Origin of the sequence: Blautia acetigignens, from assembly GCF_025566865.1 — a bacterium.
Lineage (GTDB): Bacteria > Bacillota > Clostridia > Lachnospirales > Lachnospiraceae > Blautia_A > Blautia_A acetigignens.
Genome location: NZ_JAOQJM010000011.1, coordinates 79,742 through 98,959, shown reverse-complemented (window position 1 = coordinate 98,959; position 19,218 = coordinate 79,742). Strand labels below are relative to the sequence as shown.

Here is a 19,218-nt window from a genome sequence, read left to right as displayed (position 1 = left end):
TAAATGGCAAAATAAAACCACAGGCATATCACTTTACACCTGTGGTCATATTTCATACTATTATTTTTAGCAAGTCCTTTTATGTATCGCCACAATCTTGCTAATTGGAAATCCCACCATATACCATACCGCCCGGATTCCAAGCCATGCTGCAATCACACAACCAAATATCCCGCCTACAATTACGCACAGAGCAACCATTCCAAGGATACCGGATAAATCCCAATGCCAGGGAATTATAATAAACATATGTGGGATTCCCACTGGCACTCCGTAAACCAGCATAAATCTGAACCAGTCAATTTCCCCATCCACCATATAAATATATTTTCCAATCCATCCAAGCAGAAGCAGCCCTGCAAATACTAAGATTCCTTTACATACAAAATTTTTAAATGTCATGCTTCCTTTACCCCTTTCTGGTATTTTTCTATTGCTTTCATCAGAACATCATCAAAACTGAATACTATCTCTATCCTCTTTTTATCATATACATAAACTGTATCAATCGTGGCATTTACAAGTTCTTTTGTAATCTTCTCATGCTGCATTTCCCCTTCCAGTAATTCAACAGCAGATGCCACTTTACTTTTATATGCTTCTTCCTCCACCGATAAACGTGTGAGTGTTTCTATCTCTGCCTGTATGCCATTCATTCGATCCGTAATCTGCATTTTTTTCATCATATACTTTTCTTTCGTTATAATACCTTCCGCATACGATTCATACTGACGTATTCTCTCACTTTTTAACACATTACTCTCAGCCTCTAGCTGTTTTATCTTTTTTCTTCTGACACTATCTAAATTAGTTGTCTTTTCCTCAAAATCCAACTGTATAGCATCCAATACATAAAGGACACGTTTTAAAGCATACCATACATGCCCTTCTATAATTGAAACAGAAACCATTTCGTCTGAACACTTGGCAAATTTTCCTGTCATCTTTTTATGTGGACAATATACCCTGTCATTAGCACCGGATTCCATCAATACCATTGATCGTCTGCAATTCCCACATCTGACTTTTCCTTTCAATGCAAACTTTCTTGTACCCCGGTAATCTGGTTTTTTCATAAATGCGATAGTTGCCTTTGCTATTTCATATTCTTTCTCTGACACGATTGCCGGATGAACATTTTTTGTAATAACCACATCTTTATCCCTCGATTTTCTGGTTACTTTACTGCCAACCGCAATACTTTGTCGTTTTCCCTGCACTAAAGCTCCTGTATATTCATATCTTCCAAGAATGGCTCGAACCATGCCACAATCCCACAGAATTTCCGACTCTGGCATTTTTTGATTATATCCATAATGCGTAAGACCATTCTCTTTATTATATCTTCCCGGCGTAGGAATCTTTTGCTCATTCATGTAATATGAAATCTGAGAAGTATTACATCCCTCAATTGCTTTTTCAAAAACCATTCTTACATACTTTCCAGCTACCGGATCTATCAGCCATTCTCCAGTTTCTTTATTTCGCAAATATCCGAATGGAGGCTTCCCACCAGTCCATTGACCATTTCTCCATTTCACTCTCAATGCACTTTTCAGCTTTTTAGAAATGTCTTTGCTATAAAGGTTGTTGACCAAGTTGTGAATTGCCATATCCATTCCCATAGTTTTTCCTAAATAATCATTGCTGTCATAATTATTGTTTAATGAGATAAAACGGATTCCCAGTATTGGAAGTACTTGCTCCAGATAATCTCCTACACCAATATAATCTCTGCCAAATCGTGAAAAATCTTTTACAATAATCGTATCTATTTTCCCAGTTTTCGCATCCTCTATCATGCGTTTAAACGCCGGACGTTCAAAATTAGTTCCCGAATAACCGTCATCCACATACTCTATATATTCATCTGACAGATCATCCCTGTCCTGAACAAAATTTACAAGAAGCGTTCTCTGGTTATCAATACTGTTACTTTCATCCTTATTGTCTTTTCCCAAATCTCCATCTGCAATAGATAACCTCAGATACAATCCATTCTTACGCACTTTTAACACCCTCTATCAATTCTGTTATCTGTTTATATTTATCATCACACTTGAAGCACACATGAATGCTTCCGTTTTTATATATCTCCACATATTCTACAAGTTCCTGTACCAGTGCTTCATTGAAGCTCCTGTCAGAAAGATACTGCTCCAAGTTGCTGACCATATTCATATATCTGTCAGTTTTTTTCTCCAACATTCTTTGATTCTGTTTTGCAATTTGCAAATCATCCCTCAGATTTTGTAACTCCCGGATATAACGCTCTTTCATCATATCGAAGTCCTCTTTTTCTACAATCCCACCTACATAGTCCTCATACAATACAGTGTTCTTTTCTTCTGCCTGCGCTATTTTTCTTTCCAACATTCGCACTTTTGCACCTGCTTCATAAAAAGCATTTTTCTCACTGGAATCACTTTTCAATTTTTGTAACAGCTTTTTTCTGTCACACATACTTCTTATAAGAATCTGAATTTGATCCATCACAAGTATCTTCAGCAGATTTTCTTCTATCTTCTGACTGCAATAATTATTCGTATAATTTTGAGCAGAACAGGTATAATAAATTCCTACTTTCTCCATTGTCTTATAATTATGGGTATAGCGGACACAATACATTGGACGTCCACAATCTCCACATCGAACCATACCTGGAAAACAGTCTTTGTATTTTTCTCTGTCCTCCATATATTTTAAATGCCAGTTTCTTGTGACCTTTTTTATTTTATTTGACCTTTCCTGCAGTTCTTCATAATCATCCCTTGCGATCATCGGCGTATGCATATCTCTCTGAACATTCCAGTCCTCCGGCGAAGTTCTATACTGCTTTATCCCTTTATACAATGACTGCTTCAACTTTCCGGTTACAATATCTCCAACATATGTAGGGTTATTCACAATCTTATCTACTGTATCCGTTCTCCACTTTGTCTGTTCTAACGGAACAGTCAATACACCAGTTTTTTCTCTTTGTCCAGGTGTTGCAATTCCCATGAGATTTAATCTATCTGCAATTTTCTTTTTGCTGACTCCCATCATATACCACTGAAATATCATCCTTACAAATGGTGCAACCTCTTCATCAACAATCTGTCTGTGCCTGTCCTCTGAACGGACATATCCAAATGCTACTTTTGATAAAGTAATATTTCCCTTTTTTCGCTGTGCATCTTTTGCAGCCAGAATCTTTTTTGACATATCTTTTGCATACATGGCATTAACCATATTTTTTAATGGAACACTGATGTTTTCCCTGTCCTCTTTTCTGGAACTGTCATAATCATCTGTAATTGCGATAAACCTTACATTTAACCTTGGTAAAATCGTTTCCAGATAATATCCTGTTTCCAGATAGTCCCTGCCAAAACGTGATAAGTCTTTTACAACAATACACTGAATCTTTCCTGACCGGACATCTTCCATGAGTTTCAAGAAGCCTGGTCGTTCAAAATTAGTTCCGCTAAATCCATTGTCTATATATGTACCTGCCAATTTTAAATCCGGATGCTCCTCTATGAACTTTTCAACCAGCATTTGTTGTACAACTAAAGTTTCGTCCGTTTCATTTCCACCATTTTCAACAGATAATCGAATATACGCTCCGGTATCTATCAGATTCTCACAGTTTTCTATAATCTGATTACTAACAGCCTCAACATTTTTATTTCTTCTGCTTTTCCTTGCCATTGCTATTCCTCCATCCATTCTTCTGGAAAATAATTCTTCCAGTTCTGCATTGTCAGGTATACATGCACATCTCTTAAATCTGAAACAATTATTTTATCTACCCATTTTTTAACATGTTGACTTTCCAGCTTCTCCGGTAACTCTTCCCTTTGAAATGTTTTTATCCATTCATTTTCCTCGCTATAAGCCTTTTTCATATTTGCAAGCCTGTCCATCAGTCCTTCAAAATCGTTTTCATACATTTGCAACTGCGCCTGTATTTCTTCTTTTTTCTCCTGATATTCTGTCTGACCAATCTCATAGTCCCGGAATTTTTCATATAAAGGAATACGATCTTTCTCTACCTGCTCCATTTCCTGGAATATCATCCATGCCTTTTCTGAATATTGCTGAGTCTCTTTCTGTAATAGCTGTTGCATTTTTTCTGTCTGCAAATATGCTTTCATTTTTTCAGCCATATCCATTTCCAGAGAAATTGCATTTTTTACTGCCTCTGTAACCTTAGCTTCTTCTATATAAATTTTTCTTTTCTTTGGTAATTCACTCATCTGCGGATTGAACACAAAAGCAACGTCACCACTTCGGAAATTTCTCAGGTACAACGGCTTTCCAGTTGCTTCATCATAGATTTTTCTTACATATGGCCCCGGCTTCCCACCTATGATATTATCTGTAGTTGTTCGACTTTTAATAAGTCTTCTAGCCTGTTCAAAAACTCCTTCATCTAGTATTGGTGTTATTGAAAGCGTACAAACTTCTCCGTTGATTGTTTTCTGCCAATAGCCATCATATGCTGTACACTCTAAAATCCTCCGCAAAGCACCTTCGCTCCACTTATTTTCATAATGCGGCCAGTGCTTATGCCCCACTCTCGCATTATGTACCATTGGAGATTCTTCTCCTCGCTCATTCAGAATGGCTACTATCTTTTTTATAGAGATTTCTGCCAATGTCATTTGAAATATCTCCCGTACAATCTTCGCAGCCTCTTCCTCGACAATTAATTCTTTTCTATCTTCTGAAAGTATGTATCCATATTTTTCATCGTGAACTGTATAATATCCCTCTACCTGTTCACGAATCGCATATTCACGCATACTCTTTACCTGTACCGCAATTTTCTCTTTTCTGAAATACTCGTCTATTTCTTCCCTGCTTTTTCCAATACTGCAAAAATCGCTCTGTACTATCGCAAAGTGAAGTCCCGCCGGAAAGAATGTTTTAACCAGTACATCTTCCGCACAGGAAATATATTTTCCGCAACGGTCAACACTATCTACTACCACCATATCAAATTTACGGTTAATCCCATCTGCCGTCATTTCTTCAAAAGCTGTATTTTCATTTTCATCCTTTTTCCGGTCACTGTATTTTGCTACCAGCTTCCAACCATGTGATTGTATATAGTTCTGAATATGTTCATTCTGCTGTTGGATAATATCTGATGGAATTTTCTTTGTATTTTTGCACGATGTAGTCCTTGTATAACTTACGCACCGCATTTAAATCTACCTTCCCTTTCTTCCATTTCCCGAATATTCTGAGCTGCTTCTGTCATTTCCTGTATTTCGTCTGCATACTTAAAGCAAATTTCCAGACGGTCTTTTCCATACACAATGACTTTATCAATTAGAGTAACTACCGCTTTACGATCAAGCTGTGTAATATTCTGATAGCACTTGAAATCCTCAATCCAAGGGTGTTCCCGTTTTCCCTCCGCAGATGCCTTTTCTTTCCTCTGCTCTAATTCACGTTCTGCCTTTTCCGCATTATGTAGCTTGTCTGTAAATCTCCGGTTATACTCATGGTATTCTTCTCTCGTCACAATGTTATCTAACATATCCTGATACAACCGGGTTTTTAAATCTTTATACTTCTCTACTTCCTCATGCAGAACCACCAACTGCTTTTCCAGTGAATCCAGTTCTGTTTTTTTATAATTTTTCATTCCACTGTTCTGAATGATATTCTCCGCATTTACCAATAAGGCAATCTGCCTTTGTATAGCATCCAAAACAACTTTATGAACCGTCTTTTCACTAATCAGATGTGAACTACATCCATCTCCGTTTTTATATGTAGAACAATGGTAGTAATAATACCGCTTTCCATTTTTTGTTGTGCTTCTCTTCACCATGTTCTGCCCGCAATCTCCACATCGCAAAAATCCCGAAAAAATATATACGGATTCTTCCTCTGGTGCTGTGCGGGTATCCAGTTCCATCAATGACTGTACATACTGAAATATTTCCTCTGCAATAATCGCTTCATGCGTTTTCTCTACACGAATCCAGTTTTCTTCTGCTACTGGTCTGCACTCTTTTACTTTATAGTTGATTTTACGATTCTTTCCCTGAACCATTGTTCCTGTATATAACTCATTTGTCAAAATGCGATTTACAGTTGTGACCGCCCATTTAGGCTTGGCTCCTGAACGAAATCCACTATTATAATTCATACCACAGCTTCGTTTATATTCCATTGGTGGAAGCACTCCCATTTCATTCAGCTTCTCTGCAATCCTTTGAGAACTGTAACCGTCCATTTTCAGATTGAAAATATATCGGACTATATCTGCTGCATATTCATCTATAATGAGATGATTTTTATTCTCTGGATCTTTCTGATAGCCATACCCAGCAAAGCTGCCAATAAACTGTCCATTTTTTCTTTTTACATCTAACTGACTTCGGATTTTAATTGAGATGTCCCTGCAATAAGCATCATTTATCAGATTCTTAAAAGGAACAATGATCTGGTCTGCATCATCCGATTCTGCTGCACTGTCATAATGGTCTGTAACTGCAATAAACCTTACTCCAAGAAACGGGAATATCTTTTCCAGGTATCTTCCTGTTTCAATATAGTTTCTTCCCAGTCTGGATAAGTCCTTGACGATAATACAGTTGATTTTCTTTTTCTTCACATCCTCAATCAATCGCTTAAATGCAGGACGTTCAAAATTTGTTCCACTGTAACCATCGTCAACATATTCATCGACCAATGTGATCTCTGGGTGCTGTTTTACAAAATCGTTAATCAGACTTCTTTGATTGCGGATACTATCACTTTCCAATTTATCTCCGTCTTCTCTGGAGAGTCTGAGATAGTCCGCTGCTAATATAGACTTTTGATTGAAATACATAAAGCCATCAACCTCCTAATTTACTATGCCGTCCGGCAGTGTAAACCAAGAAATTCATGGCTTCTTGAATGCTTTTAAATTTTGACCCAACACCATATTAACATAACTTCTGGCTCACTGCTATACCTTTTTTCATTCTTTTTAAATTTCTTTCCATCCTGTTTTTCTTCATTTTCACAACGAGATACACCTGTTCAGGCTTTCTTCCAGTGTACATTTTCCAGTAAAACTTATTTTTACCGCTACTCCATGAGAGATATAGCAATACGGATTTTTAATCTGCCTGATATAATCTGCAATCCGTTCTTCCTGTGGCAGTTCTGTTTGTATCTGCACCTGCTCTATATCTACCAGACTGCTTGTGTCTACCGTTCTAATATCTATCTCTGCCATCTCCTGCATTTCTTCTGGTGTTGGTAATTCTTTCTCTGCCATTTTTACACCTCCCGGAAAAAACTACTTCTACCTATAAAGCTCGGCAGAGGCTATTTACCAACCTGCATTTCCTGTTTTTTTATTTTTTTCATTTTGAGGGTTGGTAAACAGGCTTTCCAAAGCCTTATTAGTAGAGGGATTTCTTTCTTAGAGCAAGTTTCGCCCTGGCTGCCAGAAACCCGGTTTCCGGATTTTGACAGCAGGCAACTTGATGGGGATTTTGCTCCCCATACCCTCAAGCACAATCAATGATTGTTTCATTGGTTCCCATTTGCATGGTCACAGCGTAATAATTTTTTATTACTTAACTTTCACAGCAGACTGTGAATTTTACTTACAAAAAAAACTGGAGGATTAAAGTTATGACAAGACCTAAAAAAGAAGAAATGTATCGTAACCATCGTATTACCGTTCGTTTCACTGAGACAGAATTTTCAATTATCGAAACTGCCGCCAAACAAGCTAATATGTCATTGGCTTCTTATGTGCGAACACAAGTTTTAAAAGGAAAAGTACAGACCAAAATTGAAATAGTTGCTGATGTTCCAGAAATAAAGAAACTGCTCGCAGAGTTTGGAAAGATAGGCAGCAACCTCAATCAGATTGCAAAATATTTTAATCAGGGTGGGATTCTTTCTCAGGAAATGCGAGGAGAAATAAATAAGCGACTTCGAGATTTATACGAAATGAAATATAAGGTAATGGAAATGGCAGGTGACTTTCATGGCAATACTGAAACATATAGCAAGTAAAAATGCAGATTATGGAGAAGCTGAACGTTATCTGATCTTTCAACATGACGAATATACACAGAAACCTATCCTTGATGAAAACGGTCATATGCTTATTCGTGAGGAATACTATCTTGATGGAATAAACTGCGACCCATTTACCTTTGCAGCGGAATGTCAGGAAACAAATGCTTATTTTCATAAGAACCAATCTTATAATGATATCAAGTCACACCACTATATCATCAGCTTCGATCCTAAAGACCGGGACGAACATGGATTGACTGGAGAACTGGCGCAGCAACTTGGCGTAGAATATGCCAAAGAGAATTTTCCCGGACACCAGGCACTTGTCTGTACTCACACTGACGGTCACAATGGTAGTGGCAATATTCATGTGCATATTGTAATCAACAGTATCCGCAAATATGACACTAAGCCTCAGCCCTATATGGAATTTGACCGGGATTCAAAAGCTGGATATAAACATCATCTTTCCGATAGATACCGAATCTATTTAAAGCAAAAAGTCATGGATATGTGTACCGCCAATGGGTTGAACCAGGTAGACCTTCTAACACCTGCTGAAAGGAAAATATCTGAAAAAGAGTACTGGGCAAAACGCAGAGGACAAAAAAAACTTGATAAACACAATGCACAGCTTGAAAAGAAAGGGCTGACTCCAAGGCAGACTACTTTTCAAACCGAGAAGCAATATCTTCGTGATGCGATTGATACAGTTGCTTCACAGGCAATATCACAAGAAGATTTTTCCAGATTGCTGTCTGAAAAATATAATATTACATTCAAAGTCAGGCGTGGCAGATACAGCTACCTGCATCCCAATCGCAGTAAATACATTACTGGAAGAAGCCTTGGTACGCTTTATGAGGAAAAACATCTTCTGCAAATATTTCAAGAAAATTCTACCTCACAGATTACTGAAAATCCGGTTCCTGATATTTCTCAAGTTGTTAATTCTTCAACTCCAACAGTTTCTGCCTACACTGCTACAACTACAGAAGCTCCACATACTTTCCTCTTTATAAAATCTGATTTACGGTTGGTAACAGATTTGCAGCATTGTATTAAAGCACAGCAAAGTCAGGCGTATGCTCAAAAAGTAAAACTGTCTAACCTGAAAATGATGGCTCAGACAGTTGCCTATGTACAGGAACATGGCTTTCAATCCAAGGCAGATTTAGATGCAGCTCTTTCCGATGCCTCTGCTCAAAGCACTGATGCAAGAAATACACTAAAATCCACAGAGAATACTTTGAAGAATGTCAATGAACAGATTCATTATACCGGACAGTATCTTGCCAATAAATCTATATATTCTGATTACCGCAAAAGTCGGCACAAAGAAAAATTTTATGATGATCACCGGGCAGAACTTACACTCTATGAATCTGCCCTCCGAATACTCAAAGAAAAATCACAGGGCAATAAACTTCCTACATTAAAAATGCTGCGTGAGGAAAAGAATCGCTTAACAGAATTACAGACGATGCAACGTGAAGACTTTAATGCCCGACGGGAACATGAACGGGAACTCCGTACAGTGTGTTCCAATGTAGATATTATTCTTGGAACCTCACAAGTTCAAAATCGCCAGCATGAACATACACAAGAAAAATCATAACCGACTTTTTTTCATAAAAATAGAGGTTCTTCCTTAAATCCAGGGAAGCAAACCTCTATTTCTCTATTCTACCTTTTCTCCATCTACATACAATATAAATTTTTCAGGGTTGTGGATAATATCATATTCCCCATTTTCTTCATCTGATAAATACGCTATCTCACAGAATTGCTTATTATCGTTAAAGTCGTTTTCCGTCTTATATACATTGATCTGTAATTCTGTCGGGCATACCATATCATAAGAAAACTTTATAGACTGAAAAGAATTTTCCCTGCACATTTTTATAATCTGTTTTGCCAGTTCCTTTTTATCAGCAATTTCCTCCTGATTTGCTACAACTGTTAAATGTTCCGTAGTGTTAAATCTCGTACTATTGACTGCATCAGGAATTTCCGAAAGTTCCTTCGACTGCACTCTATAAAACCCACTACATATACACAATACACATATGAAACAAACAACTACCAGTACAATTCCTTTTATCCTCTGCTTTTTCAATCCATCTCCTCCTCATTGATATGGGTTCCGAAAACAGAACCTTTGTTACTTTCTATCTTAACCCTATAATGAGGGAAAGACAAGAAAAAGGTGGAGATAGCCGTTGATTAAATATGATAAATTGTGGCTTACCATGCAGGAAAGAGGTATCACAAAATACACTCTTCACAAAGAATATCATTTCAGTAAGTCCCTGATACATCGTTTGCAGAATAATGAAGGTGTCAGTATGAACACCATCAACACTCTCTGTAATATTCTGGATTGTAAAATTGAAGATATTGCAACACACTATAAAGACTAGCCCTAACTGATTATTCGGCACTGGCCAGTCTTTTTCTATGCAAAAAAAGAAGCCAGCCACAACTGTGACCAGCCTCTCATTTTTATTTTTTTGTACGCTCCACGTCTTGTCCCATTATCTGCTGCATTGCTTTCTGTCCACTACGCTTGGCAACTTCTTCCTTTTTCTCATTCAGCTTCGCAAGAACGGATTCTTTTGGACGCTTCTTTTTATCTTTCGGTGCAGAATTATTTCTAAGTCCGTCAATCATATTATAATTTGCTTCCTCTGTAATTTCCGCACTTCTCAGGTATTCCCCATTTTCCAGATACTTCTGCCAGTTATCCAGTTTCGGTTTACTATTTTCTGTCTGTTCCTGCACTGGCGGATGCAGAGAATCAAGAATTTTCTGTTTTACCGCATCATCAAATCCATTATATGTGCTATCTACAATCACTTTGCCGTCCTGGTTCAAAACTACATACGCAACATCTTTCCCATACTGCTCATGTTCCATAAGGAAATAATTCTTGCCTTCTACCAGCAGATAATCTATTACTTCCCATGATCCGTCTTTTCCCTCTATTTCATAGCCAACCGTATCCTTCGTAAGTCCACCGTTTTCCGAAGATGCAACTTTCATAAAATCAGAAATCTCTATAAAAGCATCTTTATTTACATAGTAAACAGTCGTGATACCATTATCATTCAAGATCATCACGTCACTGGTACTGATTGCATGACCTTTATAATTATGTGGTTGTTTCTTCTCCAGCTCCTTTTTTATCTGCTCTGGCGTTTCTCCCGGTTTCATTGTTCCAAGATACACCTGTTCATAATTTTTCACCTGCACAGGAATCTGATCCTGTGCAAGTTCTTCATAGGTACGGAAAAGAAGGTTTCTCAATTCCGGCTTCTTTTTTAACTGATAAACTGCAAACTGACTTCTACTCATTCTCCATCCACCTCCAAGTCTGCTTTATAAATCTCTACGGTTCTTTCCAGCTCTTTGTATCCTTCATCGCTAAGATAATACAGCTTCTGAATTGTTGTAAATATCAGATACTTCATATCTTCATCCAGATAGGAAAAAATTTCATCCATAGCATTCATTGTCTGAATCCTGTCACCCGCATCAAAAATCGCAACAGCAATATATTCATCTTCCTCAAATCTTACCATCATAATGACACCTCTCCCTTCTTATGTGTTCTGGATTTTTCTTTCGTTGCAGTCTGTTCCTGCTCTTTTATTTTTGCCTGACGTTCCCGGAGTGCCTGAAGAACAGATTCTTTTCTGCTCTTTGGATGTGAAACATTTTCTTTCTGTATAGGCTTATCTCCAACTACCTGTTCTGTTCTTTTTGTAAGTTCCTGCTTCCTGGCAAAATATTTTTCCACATCATCCATTGCTTTCTGAACTAATGGACTTTCCTTATAGTGTTTAATCATCTCCACACCTTCCCGGTCTACTTTTCCCAGTCGCATAAGATCATACGGTCCGTCATAATCGCTTCCATCATGCAGTTCAAATCCAACACCTTTTATCCCATTCATACGTTCAGCGGGAATGGTTTCATAAATGTGTAAGGCTTCTTCCAAAGTAAGATTTTCGTGGTACTCACCCATAACAGGAAATTCCATACACTCCGCAACATAAAAAGTGATCGTGTCTTCCGGCTGTTTCTGCTCTGGCTGTCTGGTAAAAACAGAAAGTGTTTCTGCATTTTTCAGACGTGAAAGTAATGACTGGGCAGTGACTACATCGCTATCTATATCCGATTCTTCTGTCACCTCAGTCAGCCAGTCTTTTAAACCTGCTGTCTCCTTGTTCAAAATATCCTCTGTGAGTTTCTCAACCTGTTCTTCCCTATTTTCAACGGTATCTTTATATTCATAAGTATCATATTCATAACTAAAATTATCCAAGTCCACTGCGAGTTTCCTGATTTCCTGCTGATCAAGATAGGCTTCCGATTCCTTTATATACTCTGCCAAAGTAATTCTTTCTTCTAAGATTGGGTTAATGTCTACTTTAATGCCTGCTATTGCCATACCATACGAATTCAATTCGTTAAAAAAACTATCCTCTCGAATATTTCCTCGATAAGAAAGCACCACATCAAGATCAGAATCTGCACGATACAGGTCATCTCTGCTTCTGGAACCATGTACTCTCGCCCCAATCAATGTAACTTCATTTTCCAGTCCCATTTCTTCCAGAACAGCTCTTGCATGAAATAAAACTTCATATTCAATTTCTGCCCTGTCCATCCCATTCAATGCTGTTTCACATCTGCCAAGTTCCGAAGTGAATCGAACATCTCCACTGGCCAGCACTTCTTTAGAATGACTGATTACCTTATCCCGAAACTCCCTGTCATCAACTTTTACACATTCAACATCTTCCAATCCTTCATTTTTCAAGCTGGCATACATTGCTTTCTGAATAGAATCTTCTGGATTTCCACAGGCATCTCCTGAAATTTCATGAAGTTCCTGATCATAAACCAGGTATTTATAGCCATCCTCCGTCGGTTGCACTGTTAAATACATACCAGACATTTTAAATTGTACGGTTATTCCCTCATAACTTTTTAATGCCGCTTCCCTGTCATAACCATCAAAAAAAGCCTTTGGGCAAGTACGTTCAAATTGTATCTTCTCCAGTCTCTCTTCTTCTGCATATTCAATTTCTGCATACATTTCTTCATAATCCATCACGCTTGCATCTTCTATCGAAAGTCCTTCATCTTCCAAAATATTCTCCATTGCTTCAGTAATAGAAATAGTCGGATCATCATAAACGCCGCCATCCAGTTCCAGATAATCTTTATCATAGAATGTATAATCATAACCATCTTCTACCGTCTGAATTGTAAAATACTGATCTCCAATCTGGTATGCTATCTCTGTATCATGCACTGCCAGACTGTTTCCTATCTCTTTAAAAGTATTGTATATCTGCGGATTCAGCCATCCTTCCACTTCCTGGCAATCATAAATCAATGTATCTATTCCATTCTTACACTGAATAAAATCAAGACTACCTCGCAACGGTGCTGTATTTTCAATTCCAAGAGCTTTCATTTTATGATTAGGCAGAGAGTAATATGCTCCAAGGGCAGCTCCCAAATCCTTATATCTCTCGATCTTCATCCCACCTTTTGCTGCCAGATCTTCGATCACATAATATTGGTCAATATAATGATTTTCTGGCATTTTCAGGTCAATGCCATTATTTTCTCTGACTTTATGTATCTCGAAAAAGCTGAATTTCTGTTCTTCACCCCGCAGATTCTGTCCGGTCAGTGTCGGCTCCCATGTATCTGTACTGATTGGCTGCTGTTCCATGATTTTCATAACTGTTCCGTCTGCTAAGATGACTGTTGCCTGGTCTGGAAGATCTATCAGGTCATACACCGTTGCACCATTTTCTTCCAGATATTCTGAAATAGCTTCCCTGGCTCCTTCATCAAATCCATGCCAGATGTCCTCTGCCACCAGTGTCCCATTTTCCGATACGATAATATCTGCCACATCCTGACCGTATTCCTCATTTCGCATCTGGAAGAATCGCTCCCCATGATATGTTTTCATATCCATCGCATACCAGGTGCCTGTATGTCCTTCTGCTTCATACCCTCTTGTAGTTTCAGTGATATGCTGATTTTTCACACCAAGCACCTCTTCCAGTTTCCGGGTACGGATTTCTTTTCTTGCCATATCAATAAATCCATTCAGGACTGCAGGATGGCTGCCCACAATATAGTCCCTGTTCAGATCCATTCCCCGGCTGATATTTTCCGGAATATCAATGCCATCTGCCCACCGTTTATTGCCATCAGAAAATCTACCATCATAAGAAAGCTGTTTCAATGTATTTGCCAGAACAAATGCAACCCGTTCTTCCCCGTATTTTTCAATCACACCTACTGCAACATCTGGATTTAAACGCATACCGTTGAATCCCTCTGCGATTGCCTGTTCGATAGCATTTTTACAATCAATGTTCAGTTTTCTAGAATCCAGATAAGCATCTACATTTCTCTCCTGCATAGCTTTTTCCAAAGTTCCCATATAAACTTCTGGATATGCTTTTACCGGATTATCATTTAACATTTCAACTCTCTGTGCCACAAAGTCCGGCAATTCTGTAAATCCAAAGGAATCTACATAGTATGCGGCTAATCTTCCACCCCGGTTCATAATGATCACGTCACTGACTGACATGGAATGTCCGGTAAAATCGTTTGGACGCTCTATATTAAATCGCTCAAAGAGATTGTCCAGTGTCGTAGCATCTCTCAGTCTTTCACTGTAAACCATCTGATAGTCTTTGCCATCTACGGTAAATCCCATTTCTTTTGCCGTTTCCAGACTTAAAAACTGATACCCTCTTTCTTCCTGTCCACTGTTAATCTGATAAATACCATAACGTTTTCCATCACTTTCCAGAAGAAGCGTTTCTTTGATCTTTGCTTTTTCTTCCGGTGTCATAATCGTTTCCTGACTTCTCCGGTAATTTTCCCATTCAAATTTCGTCACTCCGAATAACCCGTCATGCTGTAAAATATCCAATTCCAGATTCATAATTCTTTGCGACTGTTCCTGACCACCAACTGCTCCGGTCAGTCCATAAACCGTTACTCCCTCATGGTGCAATTCCACTGCCCGTTCCCTGGTAAGCGGAAGCATACTTTCTGAATAAAATCCGACTTCATGCAATTCTGATAAACCAATCATCGAATCCGGCAGACTTTCAATCTGTTCCTCCGCTTCTCCAATCAATTTTTGTACCGCTTCTCTGTTTCCATCCAGAATAGATTCTGCAAGATTCTCTGCCAGTTTTTCCATTGCTTCCCTATCATCCAGTTTATAAGCAAAATTCACGATAAGATTTCTCTGGTCATTGCTGAAAATCGTCCGTTCCTGCTCCAGACGATTAATAGTCTGTTCTGCATACTGCATGGCACTCATTTCTTCTGTCTGCTCCACAACATCTGCTTCCTGCTCTGCTCTTTCTATCTGAAGTTCTTTGAGTTTTTCCTCAATCTGTCCGATCATATCAGCAGAAGTCTTACGGATGGTGTCCATAGAAGCACGAAGCTCTTTCATATTTTTACCGGAAGACCAGCTTGCAATATAGGAAAAAGAATACTCCGATGTGTCCAGTCCGAAATGGTTACATACCACATAGGCAACACTTTCTGCTTCTACTTCCCTTGTAAGCTGATCTTTTACGATGCCCTCTACTTCCATCTGATCACGATCATGCAATACTGCATGTGCGGTTTCATGCACCGCTGTTTTCATGGTTTGTGCCTCACTCATGCCAGGCTGGATAGCAATATATTTATCGACAAGCTGATAAAAGCCTTTCGCCTCCCCATCAATCTCAATAAAACGGATAGGAACCGGGGCAACCATTTTTAATGATTCCATAAAATCATGGTAGATCAAAACATCTCCATCCAGTTCTGATACCTCAAACTCTGGAATCGGTTCTCCTGTGGTCTGGCTGACATCAAATACTGTCGTAACCCGGAATTTTGTAATAACACGCTCTACTACTTCTGTTTCCGGCTGTCCATCTTTCCCAATCACAATCTCGCCTGTTTCCGGATCAGTTTTTTCAATCTCCTGTTTCTCTTTAAACGGAGCCGGGGCAATAATCTGGATGCCTTTTTCCCCTCTTTTTACCTGTCGGTTGAATTTCTTCTGCCATGCCTGATACCCCGCTACCAGTGTTGCTTCCGGTTTCTGCATAGCGATCAACAATGTATTATTAAAACTGTAATTATGGAACTTTGCCATTGTATTCAGATATTCCGTATATTTTTCTGATGTGAATATTTCTGCAACACCCTGTTCCAACTGCTCTGTAATCTGCTTTAACTGTTCTTCTCTGTTTGCCATAATCAAATCCTCCATAGAAAAATCCCGCCAAAGCTATGGTCACTCTGACGGGATACCCTTTATAACTCCTGTTCGTGTTTCTTTTTTGGTTTCTGCTGTATTTCGCCTGTCTGCTCCTGCTGTTTCTGTTCTTTCAGTCTTTCCAGAATAGATGTTTTATGAACACTGTCAGCAATTCTGTCCTGTCGTTCCTCTGTCACGTTTACTTCCGGATTTTCCCCAATGCCCTCATCTGCCAGAAGATTTTCTCCCCCTTTCTCATCCATGTTCAGCATGGCATTTAGTTCTGCCAGACGTTCCATTTTTTCACTCAGTTCCGCTTCTTTCGGGAATGGCTTCTGCACCTCTTCCTGTGCGGTCTTTAACTGCTGTTGTACCGTTTCCAGATTCTGCTCGGTATCTGCCAGCTTTTTCTCGATTGCAGAAAGTGCATTATGAATCCTCTGGATATTGCCCAGAGTATCCTTTCCGAACTCAATCTTATAAGAACATTTTCCCTTGATCGTCAGGGTATAAGTATTCGACAGGAAATTGTATTCTGAAGAAAGTGCAAAACCATGATATTCTCCGATCTGCCCTGCTGATTTTACGGACTTCAAGCCGGATGCTGCTGAAATGAGTGCAACTCCCGCTTCTTTTTTATCGGTATACAGCTTTCCACCAACTGTCATTGCAAAGTGGTCATTATCCTGCAAATCTATTCCTTTTACTACATCTGCATCCACACGCATACCGGCAATCTTCTCTTTTAATGCTGTAATCTGTACCGGATACCGCTTTGCAATATCCGATTCCAGACGATAGATCTGACTGGTGTGGTTTGCTTTCAAAAGTTTCAGTTTACTTACCTGCACATCCAGATCCATTTTTTCTTTGATGTACTCGTTTCCTGTTGCCAGTGCTTTGATTTCTGCATAGGACAGAGCTGTATCATCTACATCTTCACAGGCACGCACCGGGGATTTACTGGTCATGATCTGTGAAATAAACTTCTGCTTGTTTTCCAGAATCTGGTCGAGTAGGTCAGCGGTATTACTACCGCTTTCCCCTCTAAGAACCGTGCATGAGAGTTTCCCCTCACACGGCTCAAGCACTTATAAGCCCTGCGTTAGCAGAACCAGTTCATCAACATTTTTCGAGTAATGAAGCTCTCTATGACAATCAGCATGTAATAAGATTTTCTTTTCTTTAAAGTCGGCTCCCATTTCCGTATGGATTCGGAATCCCCGTTCCACTGTGATAGGTTCACCACAATGCGGACAAATGCCTTTCTGCATTTTGTACAGTGCATTTAATTTCCTTCTTCCATTGATTTCCCGAAGCATTCTCTTTGTGTCTCTGTCCTCAAAATATTCTGTGAAACGCTCATCAAATGGTGTCGCTTCTGATTTTGTTTTCAGCCACCTTACTATTTTAGTATCAGTAGCGTATATCAGATGTAATTCAAACGAGTCTGCCATATTTACACTGAATGTCCAGTATCTTGTGCCAACTCTTCTGAAATATTTCTTAGCGATCCATTTGTGTCCTTTCTTCGGGTGCCTACGTTTGCACCATCTCCACAGACATCTCCATACATCAAAATCAAACCGTTCAAACGCCTGCGAGGAAACATTATACTTTTGGAAATTTACCCACCCTCTGATGACCGGATTTAACTTTCTTATCAAATCTTCCTGCTTCATAGATGGATTTTGCTTTATAATCTCCCGTACCTTGCTCACGATGGCTTTATAGTTCTTTTTGGATGGTTTTGTAAGAAGCTTGTCTTTATACCAGCGTATATTACATCCGAGAAAATCAAAACCATCTTCGATATGGGTAATCACTGTCTTTTCTTCTGACGATTCCAACCCTCTCTCTGATAAAAATTCCCGGATAATCGGGAGGACACCTGCTTCCAAAAGCTCTCTGCTTTCGCCTGTGACGATGAAATCGTCAGCATAACGTATAAAGTTCACTTTTGGAAAGTATGCTTTTCCATCCCTCTTAGTTTTGTGGTATTTCTTCTTAATCTGGATTTCCAGACCATCCAGTACCATGTTGCAGATAGTTGGTGAGATAGCCGAACCCTGTGGGCTACCGTGGTCTGTCGGAAATAATCTTCCGGTCTCGACATACCCACTTTTTAACCATTTTCGCAGAATATCTTTATCCATTGGGATATGGTTCAATATCCATTCGTGACTGATGTTATCAAAACAGCCTTTAATGTCTCCCTCCAGCACCCATTTAGGGGATTTTGCTTTATTCAGACAGGTAAAACACTGCTCTATTGCATCCTGTACACATCTCTTTGCTCTAAATCCATAGGAGTTAGGGTCAGCAGTGATTTCCGCAATCGGTTCCAGTGCAAATTTATATAATGTCTGCATCGCTCTATCCTTCATACATGGAATACTGAGCGGCCTCATTTTTCCGTTCTTTTTTGGGATATATATCCTCTTTAACGGTAATGGTTTATAGCCTCTGCGTTTTAAACTGAGAATTGCTTCATATTTCAGTTTGGGAGTAGACCATAAAATTTTGTCTACACCTGCTGTCTTTTTGCCTTTGTTACTCGTTACTCTTTTTACAGCTAAAGCACGTCCGTAGAAAGAGTGTGTAAGCAGCCATTGCAAAGACTTTACTTTGCCGGTTCTGCCATGTTGATGAGCCTTTACGATACGCATTTGCAGTTTTTTAACGTATGCGTTAGCTTTGTTCCAGTCAATGCTGTTCCATGCTTTTGCTACGTCAGAAGTCGCACACATTTTCATGTTCATTTGCCTTACTCCTTTCAAAAATTCTATAAACTCTCTCGTAATTAAGCACCCTGCGGAATTCTGCTCCCTTTTCGGGTGGGGCAAATTTTGAACCCCTAT

Annotated in this window: 14 protein-coding genes and 2 pseudogenes; 3 read left to right on the top strand and 13 right to left on the bottom strand. The window is 39.0% G+C overall.

Annotated features, from left to right (window positions below):
• Positions 1-66: 66 nt before the first annotated feature.
• From OCV70_RS13240 to OCV70_RS13215, 7 genes and pseudogenes are all read right to left on the bottom strand, one after another.
• Positions 67-402 carry a DUF6050 family protein gene (locus OCV70_RS13240; RefSeq protein ID WP_029730860.1) on the bottom strand — a complete coding sequence of 112 codons (336 nt, stop codon included), beginning with the start codon at positions 400-402 and terminating at the stop codon, positions 67-69.
• Positions 399-2,009 carry a recombinase family protein gene (locus tag OCV70_RS13235; RefSeq protein WP_262579756.1) on the bottom strand — a complete coding sequence of 537 codons (1,611 nt, stop codon included), beginning with the start codon at positions 2,007-2,009 and terminating at the stop codon, positions 399-401. Before OCV70_RS13235 ends, OCV70_RS13240 begins: the two co-directional genes overlap by 4 nt.
• A complete protein-coding gene (locus tag OCV70_RS13230; RefSeq protein WP_029730858.1) occupies positions 2,002-3,696 on the bottom strand; it encodes a recombinase family protein in 1,695 nt (564 codons plus the stop codon). Before OCV70_RS13230 ends, OCV70_RS13235 begins: the two co-directional genes overlap by 8 nt.
• 2 nt (positions 3,697-3,698) lie before the next feature.
• A complete protein-coding gene (locus tag OCV70_RS13225; RefSeq protein WP_262579755.1) occupies positions 3,699-4,985 on the bottom strand; it encodes a recombinase family protein in 1,287 nt (428 codons plus the stop codon).
• Positions 4,986-5,003: 18 nt separating this feature from the next.
• Positions 5,004-5,198 (bottom strand): annotated as a pseudogene (locus tag OCV70_RS20220) (hypothetical protein); the annotation flags it as partial.
• Positions 5,186-6,841, bottom strand: a complete 1,656-nt coding sequence (locus OCV70_RS13220) for a recombinase family protein (protein ID WP_055282509.1) — start codon at positions 6,839-6,841, stop codon at positions 5,186-5,188. The gene OCV70_RS13220 and the pseudogene OCV70_RS20220, both read right to left, overlap by 13 nt.
• 174 nt (positions 6,842-7,015) lie before the next feature.
• Entirely contained in the window at positions 7,016-7,276 is a 261-nt protein-coding gene (locus tag OCV70_RS13215; RefSeq protein ID WP_055282511.1) for a DUF6870 family protein, read from the bottom strand.
• 362 nt (positions 7,277-7,638) lie between these two features.
• Here OCV70_RS13215 and OCV70_RS13210 point away from each other — a divergent pair, with 362 nt between their 5' ends.
• Positions 7,639-8,028: a plasmid mobilization protein gene (locus OCV70_RS13210; protein WP_055282513.1), complete on the top strand. Its 390-nt coding sequence runs from the start codon at positions 7,639-7,641 to the stop codon at positions 8,026-8,028.
• Positions 8,000-9,652 carry a relaxase/mobilization nuclease domain-containing protein gene (locus OCV70_RS13205; RefSeq protein WP_118237796.1) on the top strand — a complete coding sequence of 551 codons (1,653 nt, stop codon included), beginning with the start codon at positions 8,000-8,002 and terminating at the stop codon, positions 9,650-9,652. Before OCV70_RS13210 ends, OCV70_RS13205 begins: the two co-directional genes overlap by 29 nt.
• Positions 9,653-9,715: 63 nt before the next feature.
• On the opposite strand, the gene OCV70_RS13200 is transcribed toward OCV70_RS13205, so the two are convergent.
• Positions 9,716-10,153 (bottom strand): hypothetical protein, encoded by a 438-nt coding sequence (locus OCV70_RS13200; protein WP_055282517.1) that lies wholly within the window; start codon positions 10,151-10,153, stop codon positions 9,716-9,718.
• A gap of 103 nt (positions 10,154-10,256) precedes the next feature.
• Here OCV70_RS13200 and OCV70_RS13195 point away from each other — a divergent pair, with 103 nt between their 5' ends.
• Entirely contained in the window at positions 10,257-10,457 is a 201-nt protein-coding gene (locus tag OCV70_RS13195) for a helix-turn-helix domain-containing protein (RefSeq protein ID WP_029730851.1), read from the top strand.
• 82 nt (positions 10,458-10,539) lie between these two features.
• Here OCV70_RS13195 and OCV70_RS13190 read toward each other — a convergent pair whose 3' ends face one another.
• From OCV70_RS13190 to ltrA, 5 genes and pseudogenes are all read right to left on the bottom strand, one after another.
• The gene (locus tag OCV70_RS13190) at positions 10,540-11,391 is read right to left on the bottom strand and encodes a YodL domain-containing protein (RefSeq protein ID WP_117650084.1); all 852 of its coding nucleotides are present in this window, start codon (positions 11,389-11,391) and stop codon (positions 10,540-10,542) included.
• Positions 11,388-11,621 (bottom strand): transposon-transfer assisting family protein, encoded by a 234-nt coding sequence (locus tag OCV70_RS13185; protein ID WP_029730849.1) that lies wholly within the window; start codon positions 11,619-11,621, stop codon positions 11,388-11,390. The genes OCV70_RS13190 and OCV70_RS13185 overlap by 4 nt, the downstream gene beginning before the upstream one ends.
• On the bottom strand, positions 11,618-16,354 hold the full coding sequence (locus OCV70_RS13180) for a DUF3849 domain-containing protein (protein ID WP_117650086.1): 4,737 nt from the start codon (positions 16,352-16,354) through the stop codon (positions 11,618-11,620). Before OCV70_RS13180 ends, OCV70_RS13185 begins: the two co-directional genes overlap by 4 nt.
• Positions 16,355-16,413: 59 nt before the next feature.
• Positions 16,414-17,367: pseudogene (locus tag OCV70_RS13175) on the bottom strand (DNA methylase); the annotation flags it as partial.
• A gap of 81 nt (positions 17,368-17,448) precedes the next feature.
• Complete coding sequence (gene ltrA / locus OCV70_RS13170) at positions 17,449-19,119, bottom strand: group II intron reverse transcriptase/maturase (protein WP_118037227.1); 1,671 nt, start codon at positions 19,117-19,119, stop codon at positions 17,449-17,451.
• Positions 19,120-19,218: the final 99 nt, after the last annotated feature.